Source organism: Frederiksenia canicola (genome assembly GCF_011455495.1).
Classification (GTDB): Bacteria; Pseudomonadota; Gammaproteobacteria; order Enterobacterales; family Pasteurellaceae; genus Frederiksenia; species Frederiksenia canicola.
Window position 1 is genome coordinate 751,218 of sequence record NZ_CP015029.1, and the last position, 14,892, is coordinate 766,109.

The window sequence follows — 14,892 nt, forward strand, 5'->3', positions numbered from 1 at the left end:
AAAAGCTGACCGCTTGTATCACTACAAGCGGTCAGTTCCTTTAAATATTTTGCAAATACTAAGCCGCAATGCCTTTGTGTCTTAATAATGCATCAAGGGTTGGTTTGCGTCCACGGAAGCGTTCGAATAACACCATTGGTTCTTCTGAGCCACCACGGGTGAGGATGTTTTGTAAGAACGATTCGCCCACTTCGCGGCTGAAAATACCTTCTTCTTCAAAGCGTGAGAATGCATCAGCGGAGAGTACTTCAGCCCATAAATAGCTGTAATAGCCTGCCGCATAACCGCCTGCGAAAATGTGGGCGAAGCTGTGTGGGGTGCGGACGAAAGTCGGAATCTCAACCACGGCAACCTGTTTTTTCACGTCACGCAGGACGTCCATCACAATATTTTCACGTGGTTCGCTCATATGTAGGCGGAAGTCGAAAATGCCAAATTCTAACTGACGAAGCACAAACATCGCGGCTTGATAGTTTTTCGCTTTAAGCAACTGAGTGAGTTTCTCTTTTGGTAGCGGTTCGCCCGTTTGGTAATGACCTGAAATGAACGCCAACGCTTCTTCTTCCCAGCACCAGTTTTCAAGGAATTGGCTCGGCAACTCGACGGCATCCCACGCTACACCGTTGATACCCGCTACATCGCCGACGTCAATTTCAGTGAGCATATGGTGAATACCGTGTCCGAACTCGTGGAATAGCGTAGTCACTTCGTCCATGGTGAATAGGGCTGGTTTGTCACCAATAGGTTTGTTGAAGTTACAGGTCAAATAGGCAACAGGTTTTTGCAATGAACCGTCTGCCAAACGTTTTTGGTTGATGCAGTCATCCATCCATGCCCCGCCCCGTTTGTGTTCACGGGCGTAGAGATCGAGATAGAACGAGCCACGCAAGCGGTCGGTTTCATCGAAAATATCGAAAAAGCGAACGCTGTCGTGATAGGTTTCTACATCAAAACGCTCGACCACTTTCATGCCGAAAATGCGGTGGAGTAACTCGTATAAGCCTGAAAGTACACGCTCTTCGGGGAAGTATGGGCGAAGTGCTTCATCGTTGATCGCATACAACGCTTGTTTTTGTTTTTCGCTGTAAAAGGCGATGTCCCAAGGCTGTAAATCGTTCATTCCAAACGCTTTGGCAGCAAAGGCTTTGAGTTCAGCCAGTTCTTTTTCGCCCTGTGCTTTGGAGCGATTTGCTAAACCTTCAAGAAAGTCCACCACTTGTTTTGGGCTTTCTGCCATTTTGGTGGCAAGGGAATAATCGGCGTAGGTGTCAAAGCCGAGTAGGTGGGCGAGTTCTTGGCGAAGTGTGAGGGTTTCCGCCATAATCGCAGAGTTATCCCATTTGCCTGCGTTCACGCCTTGGTCAGAGGCACGGGTGTTGTAGGCTTCGTACATTTGTTGGCGAAGTTCTCGATTTTCGCAGTAGGTCATGACTGGCAAATAGCTTGGAAACTCAAGCGTGAAGCGATAGCCCGTTTTGCCTTTGCTTTCGGCATCGAGTTTTGCGGCTTCTAATGCCGATTCGGGCAAGCCTTTGAGTTCGTCAGCATTGTCGATGACCACGTCCCACCCCATTGTCGCATCAAGTACATTGTTGCTAAATTGTGAGCTAAGTTCTGATAAACGCATTGAGATTTCGCCGTAGCGTTTTTGTTTTTCGGCTGGTAGTGAGATACCAGATAATTCAAAATCACGCAGGCTGTTTTCTACCGCTTTTTTTTGTGCGAGAGAATAAGTGGCAAATTCAGGGCTGTTTTTGAGTTTGACATAGCCTTGATATAAGCCTTGGTGTTGTCCTACCCAAGTGCTGTATTCCGATAATAACGGCAAGCAGGCTTGGTAGGCGTTACGCAATTCAGGGCTGTTTTTTACGGCATTGAGATGTGCAACAGGCGACCATGCACGAGAGAGCTGATCCCCCGACATCGCTTGCGGCATATAGAAATTATCCCAAGTTGGATTGTCGATTTGAGCCACTTGGTCGATGGTTTCACGACAGTGTTGGATAAGTTGCTCAATCGCAGGTTGAATATGTTCAGGTTTGATTTGTGAGAATTTTGGTAAACCAGTATTGTTTAAAAGTGGGTTTGACATAGTTCCTTCCTTTTAGTGTGGGGCTTGTCCCATTTGTAAAATTTTCTCCAAAAGTCACCGCTTGTAAATAATAAAGGTGGGTCAAAACCCACCCTACAAGTTGTGATTTACTTCGCCAATTTTGCTTGATGTGCTTTCGCCGCTTTGATGAAACCTTCAAATAGGCGGTGTCCATCACGTGGCGTTGAGGTAAATTCTGGGTGGAATTGTGCTGCGATAAACCAAGGGTGGTTTGGCACTTCGATGATCTCCACTAATTTACGATCTGCCGATAAGCCAGATACTTTCAAGCCAGCTGCTTCGATTTGTGGCAACAAGGTATTATTCACTTCGTAGCGGTGGCGATGGCGTTCGAAAATGGTTTCTGCACCATAAACTTCACGAGCTAAAGTACCGTCAACTAAGTGACAGGCCTGTGAGCCTAAACGCATTGTGCCGCCGAGATCGGATTCATCAGAACGAACTTCCACCTTGCCGTCGGCATCTTGCCATTCGGTGATTAAACCTACCACAGGGAATGGTGTGTTTTTATCGAATTCCGTAGAGTTAGCCCCTTTCATTCCTGCTACATTGCGTGCGTATTCAATTAACGCAATTTGCATCCCTAAACAAATGCCCAAGTATGGAATGCCATTTTCACGGGCGTATTGTGCGGTGAGAATTTTCCCTTCCACGCCACGATAGCCGAAACCGCCTGGGACTAAAATCGCATCAACGCCGTTTAAGACTTCGACGCCCTTAGTTTCTACATCTTGCGAGTCGATATACTGAATGTTTACGGTTAAACGGTTTTTCAGCCCCGCGTGTTTTAACGCTTCATTGACTGATTTATAAGCATCTGGCAATTCCACATACTTGCCAACCATACCGATGGTGACTTCGCCCGTTGGGTTCGCTTGCTCATACAATACGTTTTCCCATTCTGATAAATCCGCTTCTTTGCAGGTTAAACGGAAGCGTTCGCAGATGAAATCATCTAAGCCTTGCGATTTCAAGAGTGCTGGGATACGGTAAATGGAATCCACGTCTTTGAGTGAAATCACCGCACGCTCTGGCACGTTACAGAACAACGCAATTTTGGCACGTTCATTTGCTGGAATTGCACGATCGGAGCGGCAAACCAGCACATCTGGCTGAATACCGATTGAAAGCAACTCTTTCACCGAATGTTGGGTTGGTTTAGTCTTCACTTCACCTGCGGTTGGAATATACGGCACAAGGGTTAAGTGCATAAATAACGTTTTTTCACGGCCAACGTCCACCGCTAACTGACGCAACGCTTCTAAGAAGGGTAGCGATTCAATATCACCCACAGTGCCGCCAACTTCAACGATTGCCACATCGTGTCCTTTACCACCTTCGATCACACGTGCTTTGATTTCGTTTGTGATATGCGGGATCACTTGAATTGTGGCACCAAGGTAGTCGCCACGACGCTCTTTGCGTAATACTTCTGAATAGATTTTACCACTGGTGAAGTTATTGGCTTTGGTCATTTTAGTGCGAATAAAACGCTCGTAATGCCCCAAGTCTAAATCAGTTTCCGCCCCGTCTTCGGTCACGAAGACTTCACCGTGCTGAGTAGGGCTCATTGTACCAGGGTCAACATTGATATAAGGGTCGAGCTTCATTATGGTGACATCTAAGCCACGAGCTTCGAGAATAGATGCTAAAGAGGCTGCTGCAATGCCCTTCCCTAAAGAAGAAACAACACCGCCCGTTACAAAAATATAATTTGTTGCCATTGTTTTGCCTTGTGATTGGGTTAATTGAGATTGAAATCAGGAATGGTGTAAAACCATCAGGACGGGAGCGTAGTTTACAGCAATTTACCGTCGATGACTAGGGTTGCAAGCGGTCAGATCCAGTAAAAGTTTTACAAACGGCATTTGCAAAAAAAGACCTTAAACTGACCGCTTGTATTCTCAATGATAGCCCATCATTCGTAACAAACTGCGGGTATATTCAATCGCCTCGCTGCGGTTGGCGACGCCGATTTTTTGGTAGAGATTGCGAATATGGGTTTTGATGGTGGTCATCGCCACCACAAGTTCTTGGGAGATTTGTTCATTGCTATAACCCGAGTAGATCAGTCCTAGCACTTGCCACTCCCTTTGGGTGAGAGGGCTGATTTTGAGCAGCTCTGGGACTTGCGGGTTTTCCAGCAGACTTTTCACAAATTCTTCATCAAAATGGGCGGTTTTGTGGCGGTTGTGCTGGTTGATACTGCGTAAAATAAATTGTGCTTTGTGGGTAGAAAGTTCGTCCAACACATTCAGCTGTAACAGTTGGCGGATCTGCTGGGCGATCAAATCGCCTTCAATCACAAAGGCACTGATGAAGTTGGTCTGCTGGCTCAAATTGAGCGCTTGGATCAGATCTCGCTGTGCCAAATCTTTTTTGCCTTGCAGATAATGTAGACGATTTCGCAAAATCAACGCCCGTTGGCTGTCGCTCACCAAGTTAAAAATCGCCGTGGTTTTCAGCAGACTATTGAGAATTTTCAACGCTTGTTCGTAATTTTCTTGTAGCAAATAGCAACGAGCAATATTTCGCCATTGACGTTGGGTGAAGTGATTATGTTCTTGGCTTGGGAAATTCGCCTGTGCCAACCAGCTTTCAAGTGGCGCGGTTTCGCCTTTCATTTGCCAATAGATCAACTGCACTTCGTCTAAGGCAGTGAGCCAGTCTTTGTGCGGCGAGCTGCGAGTTAGTAAAGCTCGGCAGCGGTCAATAAGCCGTTCAGCATTGTTTAAATCGCCTTTAGTCAAGGACGTTTTTGCCAACAAGGCCAAACATTGAATTTGTTCTTCTTCATTGTCTAGCACTTCAATGCCGGCATTTGCCATTGCTTCTGCTTGGTCGAGATGGTGCCATTCCCACAAAATTTGCCCTTTTAGCCGCAGCAAAAATTCGTTCATCGGAATTTGACGAAATTCGTGAGTTTGCTGAGTGGTTTCTTTGAGTAAATCGTATGCCGATTGCCAAAAGCCTTGGGCAGAAAGGATTTCCGATTGCTGTAAGCGGGACCATAACCAATGGTGATAAGCACGCTGTGTTGTTGCTAGTTTTTCCACTTGCTGCATCAACGCTAAACCTTCTTTCAAATAGCCACGGCAATGTTGTGCTTCGCCAATTACCGACTTAGCGACGATTTGAGCATAGCCAAACTCACTTGGCAGATTTCGCAAGGCTTGATTTGCGAGCAAATACGCCTGTTCCTCATCGCCAGCGTTGATCGCCACTTGAGCTTTAAGTGCATCAAAACGGCCTTGTAGGCTCTCGGTAAGCGGTTGTTTTGGTTGGAATTTTTGCAAGATACCGCTCACTTCTTGGTGGCGGTGCTGACTTTGTGCCAACCACGCTTTGAGTAGCACCAAATTTTCATCTTGCCACAGTTGCTCCGCAGGTAGATGGGTCAAACAATCTTCAATTAGTTTGAGTTGCCCTTGGTGGAACAGCGACCAGCCGTGTTCTTGCAGAATTTGATAGAGCGTAGTCGGGTCGTCTAACATTTGAGCGTGATACAACGCCTCTGAACCGTAGCCCAGTTTCAACCACATCATCGCTGCGGTTTGGTGTAGCTGCTGCCACTCATTGGGTAATTCTAAACGGCAACTTTGCGACAAATAAGACGCTAAAATCGGATGAAATTTCCACCAAAATTCGCCGTCGTCTTGTTGCAATCGCTGAATGAATAGCCCTTGTTTTTCCAGCTCATCGAGCTTCTTCACACCGTTTTCATCTTGGGTAAGCGCAAGCACCAATTTTTCATTCATCGAACGTAAGATTGCACAGCGTTGCATAAACTGTTTGATCGCAGGATCAACATAATGGAACACTTCTTCGTTCAGATAATCAGCGATATGTTGTTGATTTAATTTGGTAAATAGCTTTTCGGGAAAGTGGAGCAATTCCGCATTTTGGCGAATGGCGAAAATCATCAGCTGCAACGCCGTCGCCCAACCTTCGACTCGATCACACAGGGCAAACACCGTTTCATCGCTTAACGTCTGATGCAGTTTCTGTTCAAAAAATTGACGAGCTTCGTTCGGGCTAAAGGCGAGCTGGTGGACATCAATTTCCAACAATTTTTCGTGAATACGCAGATTAGTAATGCTCAGCGGTGGCACAAGGCGAGAGAGCAACACAAGACTCATCGTGCGTGGTTGATGTTTTAGCCAAAAACGCAGAGCATCGTGAATTTCGCTGTTGTCGATGAGATGATAGTCGTCAATGATCAGATAAAAATGCTCATCGACATCGTGTAGCCGTATTAATAATTGCCCAAAGTAATCGATCAGGTCGTTTTGATAGTTTATGCCTTGTAGCGAAATGCCTGTCGCCTTGGCAAGTGCGGTAGAAAAATAGTGAGAAAATTGCTCCGCTTTGTTATCACTTTCATCCAATGTAAACCATGCAAGCGGTGTATTGTCCGCCAGTAAACGGGCTTTCCATTGCAGCACCAAGGTCGTTTTGCCATAGCCGGCAGGAGCGGTGATCAACGTCAGTGGATACGCTTTTGCTTGTTCCAACACTCGCAACAACGCTCCCCGCTCCACGCCTTGTTTGTCACGTGGTTCACTCGGATTATTGCCAAAAATCAGTTTTGTGGGGATTAATTTTGTAACAACTTGCATAGTGTTTCACTCCGCATCATCGACAAGCGATAAAATTTTAGCAAATTTTCTTTAAATATGGAGAAAAAAGCATAGAGGTTTTTGCTAGCTATATTAATAATTTAAAGAAAAACAATGAGTTAAATATTTTATTGTGACCAGAGCCAAATAATTCTCACTTTATCCCGCTCGTTTTGGTGCGAAAATGCAGCGTATGTCTTCATCTCCTTGTGGAAAAACGAGTACGAAAAGATTCGTACTCGTCTAATTTGTGGCTACAAGCGGTCAGATTCTCAGCTTTTTTTGCAAATTATTTTGCAGAAACGTGTTTGATGAAAATCTGTCTCGGCTGTTTTAAACCAAGCTGCTCGGCTTCATTGACTAAATTCATGGCTTTGTTGATGTCGTTATTTTTCAAGGCTTGCTTCACCGCGTTGTTGAAGTATTGTTCTGTGCTAGATTCCACTGGTTGTGTCGCTTTGCTTGCGGTTTTTTCGGCTTTGGCAATGGCTTGTGTGCCAACCACTTTCGGTGCAGGCTGCTTGCTTTCAAATAACGGACCACTTAAACCGATAAATTGGCTGGATTGCACGCCATCCACTTCTACAATCACTTTGCCTTGATCGCGGTGTGTCACTTCAATATCGGCAATCGCAGGCGGTTGGTTGCCTTTTGCTTTGGCGAGCAGTTTGGCTGGGTGGGTCATAATGGTTTTGCCTTGCAAATCTTGCTCGGTGGTGTAGATCAACAAGTAGATAAAATCTTGATTTGGCGTTGGGGTTAGGCTCAACTCCGCTTGATATTGTGCACCAGACAAGCCCCGTTCTTCAGCGAACTGAAATTGTTTGGCGGGGTAAGTTAATGATGGCGTGAAATGGCTATCAAGCACGAGCACATTTGGTACAAACACGCTGTTGTCTTTTTGCACTGGGCTTTTAATTTGAATTTTCACCGCACCTTGATTCGCAGGAATTTTATAGCCAACAACAGCACCGCTTGCCCCTTGAATGGTTGGCATTGCTTGGGCTGTAACTGTCGCCGTTTGTTGCTGGTTTAGGTTGAGATCTTGCCATTGCACTTTGGCGAGTTCATTTTGATCTGGGCTTAAGGCTTGAGCAGAAAGGCTGAACAAGAGAGCGGATAGACAGAGTGCGATTTTGATTTTCATAAATTCTCCGAAAGATAGTAAAAGGACGCCATGAAGGCGTCCAATGTGTCAGTGCAAGCGGTCACTTTAGGCAAAAATGTTGCAAATTTTTCAGCAGAACTGACCGCTTGTAAGGGGGGATTACCACCAAGCTTCAAATTGTACGCCACCGATAAATTCACCATCTTTGGCTTTGTAACCCTCGTTAGTGCGGTTAGTTTTGTTGAATTTATCATTCCAGTGAGCGTATGTGCCGAATACACGGATTGCAGGGCGAGCCCAAATGCTGCTACCTGCTTGCCATTGCTGAGCAACGGTGTATTTCATGAGGTCGTTTTTCTTGCCTGTAGCTTGATCTTTGATGCGATCGTAACCCACTTCTAACAAGGTGCTCATTGTGTCTGTCCATTTATACATTGGACGCACCCCTGCAGAGTACCATGTTTTGCCTTGTTTGTTTTTCAAGTCTGTTTTTTCGTAGATTAACGCATACATGACTTCCACTTTATCGCCCGCAGCGACAACGCCTTGGTTGATTAAACGAAGCATATCACCTTTGTTGCTTGCAAGTGAGCCTTGGGCGTGACCGTTATTCCATGATGTCATAGAATCTTTCGCATATTGCACGGTAAACTTGTTGAACCCACCGAAGAAGTTACCTTGGGTGTATTCTGCGGTTGCCATATAACCATTTTTGGTTGCATCTTTATTTACATAAGCAGAATCGTCTTTTTTATGGGCGTTACCATAGTCAAAGCCTAACTCTAAAGAACCATCTTTCCAAAGTTCAATGCCAGCTAAACGAATATCGAAAATATCGTTGTAGACATCTTTTTTCACGGTGCGATCGCTTTTATACGTTTTGCTTACGTGATCATAATAGTATGAATATGCTCCACCTGTTTCAGTGTCACGTGTAACCGCTAAAGAAAGTTTACCGAAACCTAAGTCGATATTTTCAACCCCCGCACCTGGGCCTGAAATATCCCAGTAGTAGAAGTCGTTCATATGCACATCATGGCGTTGGTAGAAACGTTTACCCGCCCATAATGTTGCCCCAGGAAGGCTATCTGCAAAGTTTTTGAACTGTACGTTTAATTCACGCAAGGCTGGGCTGGTCTCTGTCCAGTCGTTATTGTGAAGCGTACCGCCATAAGCCACGTTAGAATCAAAATAGATGGATTTCTCGCCATTTTTATATAGTTCTTGACCTAATTTGAACTCTACGTAGGTGTCTGATTCGTTACCTAAACGATATTTAGCACCACCACCATTTACCGTAAGTGCAGATTGTTCGCCGCCGCCTGACGTCCAGCCAATACCTGAACGGGCGTAACCGTGGAAATCAACCGCGAGTGCAGAAGTCGAAAGAAGAACGCCAGAGACAACTGTGGCTAATAATGTTTTTTTCATTGTAAGCTCCTTAACGTTGTGAACGTTTTTTTGATGTTTTTATGACACTATGAAACTAAAATGTATTTAAAAATCAAATGGTTATTGATTTTTCTGTGTGCATCATCTATAATGCACAGGCTCTTTTTTTTACACATAAAAAAAGAGTGTATTCTGCTAAAACGGTTCTGTTATTGCCTGTCGAATTGAATTACACGCCCAACTCTTTAAACAACCGTTTGCATGCAGTACCGTCTTCTTTGAATAAGTGACAACGATTTGGATTGATACCTACAGCCATTTCATCGCCTTCTTGCACTAGCACGATATCGTTCTGGCGGTAAACCAAACTTTGTTTGATTGGCGGCATTTCGATATAAACTTGGGTTTCGTTACCGAGCTGTTCCACCACTTTCACTGAGCCTTTAATGCAGACTTCGCTTTGATCGCAAGGTAGTAAATGTTCAGGACGAATGCCGAGCGAGAGATTATCGCCCACTTTCACGCCCTTACCTTCCACAGGTACCCAGAAAGTGAGATGGGTGGAATCTGGCATTTCGATTTTGACTGCATCTTGTTTTACTTCTACCACACGCACAGGGATAAAATTCATTTTTGGTGAGCCAATAAAACCAGCCACAAAACGGTTAGCAGGGTAGTGGTAGAGTTCAAGTGGTTTGCCGACTTGTGCTACGTTGGAGGTGATATTCGGATTATTGCCGAGCGCTTGTAATACCACGATTTTGTCGGCAAGCGTCATCGCTTCTACTTGGTCGTGGGTTACATAAATCATCGTTCTGCCAAGTTTTTTGTGCAGTTTGGAAATCTCCACGCGCATTTGTACCCGCAATGCGGCATCTAAGTTAGAAAGCGGTTCATCGAGCAAAAAGACTTCGGGTTGTGAAACGAGTGTACGACCGATTGCCACACGTTGGCGTTGTCCACCAGAGAGCTCTTTCGGTTTGCGTTGTAATAGGTGGGCAAGTTGTAGGATTTCGGCGACTTGATTGACACGTTGATCGATTTCGTCTTTCTTTTTGCCAGCGAGTTTCATACCAAAAGACATGTTTTCTGCCACGTTTAAATGTGGATAGAGAGCATAAGACTGAAACACCATACCAATGTTGCGTTTGGCAGGTGGAACGTCGTTCATACGTGTGTCGCCAATGAATAAATCGCCCGATGTGATCTCTTCTAAGCCTGCAATCATTCGTAATACGGTGGACTTTCCACAGCCGGATGGGCCAACAAAGACGACAAATTCACCTTCTTTGATGTCGAGATTGATATTTTTTGAAATATGCACATCGCCATAGGATTTGTTGATACCTGTTAATTTTACATCAGCCATGTTAATTCTCCGCAAAACAAATTTTTGGTGGAGAGTACGCTCTTTTGTTTAGTTTGGCATCATCCCCCTGTCATAAAAATGAGTGGGCGATTTGTAAATTCTTAGTCGAAAGTGACCGCTTGTTTTGTGAGCGAGATCACAAAAATGGAGTGATTTTTTGTGATTCACTTCACAAATTTAGTGTGGGAATTAAAAAATGAGAACTAGATCACGAATTTCTTGATGGGGTATGAGAAGGGGGAATGATGCTTCTTAGGGTGTAATAAATAAAGATACTGCTGAAAAATTCCATTTACTTATGAGGAACATTCCATGAAAAAATTAACAAAAACAGCTTTAGCCGTTCTTGCAGGTTTATTTGTCGCACAAGGTGTAAGTGCGAAAATTGTAGAAGGGCAATTAAACATCTGGATTAGTGCTGATAAGGGTTACAACGGTCTAGCCGAAGTGGGTAAAAAATTTGAAGCGGATACTGGCGTGAAAGTGGTAGTTGAGCATCCAGGAAAATTGGAAGAACTCTATCCGCAAGTGGCATCAACAGGTGATGGCCCAGATATCATTATTTTCGCTCACGACCGTTTTGGTGGTTATGCACAAGCAGGTTTATTAGCCGAAGTGCAACCCTCTGCAGAATTTAAAGCGAAATTGTCTGACATCGGTTGGGAGGCAACTAAATATAACGGCAAACAAATCGCTTATCCAATCGCCATTGAGTCTCTCTCTTTAATTTACAACAAAGACTTGGTGCCAAATCCGCCGAAAACTTGGGAAGAAGTAGAGAAATTGGATAAAGAACTGCGTGCAAAAGGTAAATCTGCGATCATGTGGAATTTACAAGAGCCGTACTTTACTTGGCCAATTTCTTCTTCACAAGGTGCTTATGCCTTTAAAGTCACGCCAAACGGTTACGATGTGAAAGATATTGGGGTAAACAACGAGGCGGCACAAAAAGGCTTACAGTTTGTAGTTGATTTGGTAAAAAATAAAGTGATCAATGCCGATATGGACTACTCGGTGTCTGAGGCCTCTTTCAATAAAGGTAATACCGCAATGACGATTAACGGCCCTTGGTCTTGGGCAAATATCGAGAAAAGTGGTATCAACTACGGGGTGGCGGTATTGCCAACTTTAAATGGCAAACCATCTAAACCGTTTGTAGGCGTATTAAGTGCCGCAGTGAACTCAGCCAGCCCAAACCAAGACTTGGCTAAAGAGTTCTTAGAAAACCACTTGCTGACTGATATGGGCTTAGAAACTGTGAATAAAGATGCACCACTTGGTGCAGTGGCATTAAAAAGCTATCAAGCGAAATTAGCATCTGATTCACGCATTGCCGCAACGATGCAAAATGCAGAAAACGGTGAGGTGATGCCAAATATTCCGCAAATGAGTCGCTTCTGGTACTCTGAAAAAGCAGCAATCAATGCAGCGGTGACGGGTCGTCAATCAGTGAAAGCAGCACTTGATGAAGCTCAAGCAAAAATTGAGAAAGAGTAATAAAACATCCCAATAATGTAGGGGCGGACCTATGTGTCCGCCCGCAAAGATAACATTATTCATCTCATAAAACGCTTTCGGGGTTATCGGGCGGATATATAGATCTGCTCTCACAACCCCATTATTCCTACCAGCAGTAAATAAAAGGAACATTCAATGTTATCCATGACCCAACCAACACTCTCGCCCGCTCAAGTTTGGAGCAAAAGAGCTTTTGTGGGGCTGCTCTATTTTATTTCATTTTATCTTGTCTTCACTATTTATCTGCAAGGTGAAATTCTTTTCGCATTGTTAGCGTTGGTTGTAGTGACGTCGGGTATTTATATTTTTAGCAATCAAAAAACTTACCGCTGGCGTTATCTCTACCCAGGGGTCGCTGCCATTGGCATTTTTGTGGTGTTTCCGCTACTTTGTACGGTAGTGATTGCCTTTACCAATTACAGTGGTACGAACCAACTAAGTTATGAGCAGGTGCTTAAACAGCTACAAAGCCAACGTTATTCTGCGGGTGAGAAGTTTGATTTCAAACTGTTTGATGCAGGTAATGGGCAATACCAATTAGCGTTTAGTCATCCGACATCACAAAAAAATTACCTTTCAGAACCGCTTGCAGTAGAAAATCTGGCAGGTGATGTGACGGTGAAAGAGAGTGAATCTCTGCCAACGTCTGCGGTAGTACCACTAAAAGTGATTACCCAGAACCGAACCAAATTGCAAGGCATTACGGTGGAGTTGCCAACGGGGGAAAGTCTGTCAATGAGTGGTCTGCGTCAGTTTGCTGAACTCAAGCCACGCTATCAATTTGACGAGAGCAAGCAAGAGCTTACTAATATGGAGTCGGGCAAAACGTATCGCCCAAACGATGATATTGGCTTTTTCCAATTGGTTGATGCTCAAGGTAATTTTGTGGGTGAACGCTTAGAGCCGGGTTATACCGTGGTGACGGGATGGCAAAATTTTGTGAAAATCGTCACGGATAAAGGCGTACAAGGTCCGTTCATTAAAATCTTTATTTGGACGGTGACATTCGCCTTTTTAACCGTGATTTTCACTACACTACTTGGCATGATTTTTGCCTCCTTAGTGCAATGGGAGCCGCTGAAAGGCAAAGCTACTTACCGCTTGTTACTGATTTTGCCGTACGCTGTTCCTGGCTTTATCTCTATTTTGGTATTCAAAGGTTTGTTCAACCAAAGTTTTGGGGAAATCAACCTGATCTTAAATAACTTGTTTGGTATCCGTCCCGAATGGTTTAACGATCCGACACTCGCGAAAATTATGTTGTTGATTGTTAATACGTGGTTAGGGTACCCGTATATAATGATCGTCTGTATGGGCTTTCTCAAGGCAATTCCACAAGACTTATATGAAGCTTCGGCGATTGATGGTGCGACCGTTTGGCAAAACTTCACTCGCATTACCATGCCGTTATTGATTAAGCCATTAATGCCGTTGATGATCGCCAGTTTCGCCTTTAACTTTAATAACTTCGTATTGATTCAATTATTAACCGTGGGTGGACCAAATATGGTTGGGACCACCACACCAGCAGGGCATACTGACTTGTTAGTGAGCTATACCTACCGAATTGCCTTTGAAGGCAGCGGTACGCAAGATTTCGGTTTAGCTGCAGCGATTTCAGTGATTATCTTCTTGCTAGTCAGTGCGTTAGCCTTATTCCAAATCCGCTTGACGAAGTTGTCGAATGAGTAATTAGATCATCATGTTGCCCCCGCTTGAGGGAGACGTATCTTACAAAGTATGGGGGCAGACAAGCGGTCAGATTAATGTAAAATTTTACCAATGTCCCTTTCGGCTCGTTTCTCTTACCTCCTCCCCTAGTGAAGCGAGTGCAGAATGAAATAAAAAGGATACTACTATGGCAATTGTCCAACCTAAATCAATGAAAGTGCGGTTATTTGCCACCCACTTTTTTCTTATCACCTTTTGTGCGTTGATTATGTTCCCATTATTTATGATATTGGGCATCTCCCTTCGCCCAGGTAACTTGGCTTTAGGGGAAATCATTCCAAGCCAAATTTCCTTTGAACACTGGAAATTGGCTCTCGGTTTTAGCGTGACTAACCCTGACGGCACCGTGACCCCTCCGCCATTCCCTGTTTTATTATGGCTATGGAACTCAGTAAAAGTGGCAGGTATCACGGCATTAATTACGTTGATTTTATCGACCACAGCCGCCTACGCTTTCGCTCGTTTCCGTTTTGCGGGCAAAAAAGTGTTAATGCAGAGTATGTTGATTTTCCAAATGTTCCCTGCAGTACTTTCCTTGGTGGCGTTATATGCATTGTTTGACCGCTTGAGCGATTACATTCCATTCTTAGGCTTAAACACGCACGGCGGTGTGATCTTCGCTTACTTGGGGGGGATTGCAATGCACGTTTGGACGATCAAAGGTTATTTTGAGACGATCGACAACTCTCTTGAAGAAGCCGCCGCCCTTGACGGTGCGACCCCGTGGCAGACTTTCCGTTTGATTTTATTACCACTTTCCGTACCGATTTTGGCGGTAGTGTTTATTCTAGCTTTCATCGCCGCTATCATCGAAGTGCCAGTCGCATCGCTCTTATTGCGTGATGTGGATAACTACACCTTAGCCGTGGGAATGCAGCAATATCTCCACCCACAAAACTACCTATGGGGCGACTTCGCCGCCGCTGCAATTCTCTCCGCTATCCCAATCACCGTGGTGTTTATCATCGCACAACGCTGGCTAGTCGGTGGTTTAACCGCTGGTGGGGTGAAGGGCTAAAAGAACAAATTCTGCCCCGCTAAA

The 14,892-nt window shown here is 44.6% G+C and carries 9 protein-coding genes; 3 read left to right on the forward strand and 6 right to left on the reverse strand.

What is annotated here, in order from left to right:
- Positions 1-58 precede the first annotated feature (58 nt).
- The 6 genes from prlC to malK all read right to left on the reverse strand — a co-directional run bounded on the left by prlC (position 59) and on the right by malK (position 10,601).
- Positions 59-2,092, reverse strand: a complete 2,034-nt coding sequence (gene prlC, locus A4G17_RS03705; RefSeq protein WP_123957603.1) for an oligopeptidase A — start codon at positions 2,090-2,092, stop codon at positions 59-61.
- Positions 2,093-2,199: 107 nt separating this feature from the next.
- Positions 2,200-3,837, reverse strand: coding sequence for a glutamine hydrolyzing CTP synthase (gene pyrG / locus A4G17_RS03710; protein ID WP_123957604.1), 1,638 nt, complete (start codon positions 3,835-3,837; stop codon positions 2,200-2,202).
- Between the two features lie 180 nt (positions 3,838-4,017).
- Complete coding sequence (gene malT / locus A4G17_RS03715; protein ID WP_123957605.1) at positions 4,018-6,732, reverse strand: HTH-type transcriptional regulator MalT; 2,715 nt, start codon at positions 6,730-6,732, stop codon at positions 4,018-4,020.
- A gap of 289 nt (positions 6,733-7,021) precedes the next feature.
- Positions 7,022-7,879, reverse strand: a complete 858-nt coding sequence (gene malM / locus A4G17_RS03720) for a maltose operon protein MalM (RefSeq protein ID WP_123957606.1) — start codon at positions 7,877-7,879, stop codon at positions 7,022-7,024.
- A 120-nt stretch (positions 7,880-7,999) separates the two neighbouring features.
- Positions 8,000-9,271: a maltoporin gene (locus tag A4G17_RS03725; RefSeq protein ID WP_123957607.1), complete on the reverse strand. Its 1,272-nt coding sequence runs from the start codon at positions 9,269-9,271 to the stop codon at positions 8,000-8,002.
- A 190-nt stretch (positions 9,272-9,461) separates the two neighbouring features.
- Positions 9,462-10,601, reverse strand: coding sequence for a maltose/maltodextrin ABC transporter ATP-binding protein MalK (gene malK / locus A4G17_RS03730; RefSeq protein ID WP_123957608.1), 1,140 nt, complete (start codon positions 10,599-10,601; stop codon positions 9,462-9,464).
- Between the two features lie 312 nt (positions 10,602-10,913).
- Here malK and malE point away from each other — a divergent pair, with 312 nt between their 5' ends.
- The 3 genes from malE (at position 10,914) to malG (ending at position 14,868) form a co-directional block, all read left to right on the forward strand.
- Positions 10,914-12,098 (forward strand): maltose/maltodextrin ABC transporter substrate-binding protein MalE, encoded by a 1,185-nt coding sequence (gene malE, locus A4G17_RS03735; RefSeq protein ID WP_123957609.1) that lies wholly within the window; start codon positions 10,914-10,916, stop codon positions 12,096-12,098.
- 165 nt (positions 12,099-12,263) lie between these two features.
- A complete protein-coding gene (gene malF / locus A4G17_RS03740; RefSeq protein WP_418886402.1) occupies positions 12,264-13,811 on the forward strand; it encodes a maltose ABC transporter permease MalF in 1,548 nt (515 codons plus the stop codon).
- A 166-nt stretch (positions 13,812-13,977) separates the two neighbouring features.
- Positions 13,978-14,868, forward strand: coding sequence for a maltose ABC transporter permease MalG (gene malG, locus A4G17_RS03745; RefSeq protein ID WP_123957611.1), 891 nt, complete (start codon positions 13,978-13,980; stop codon positions 14,866-14,868).
- Positions 14,869-14,892 lie beyond the last annotated feature (24 nt).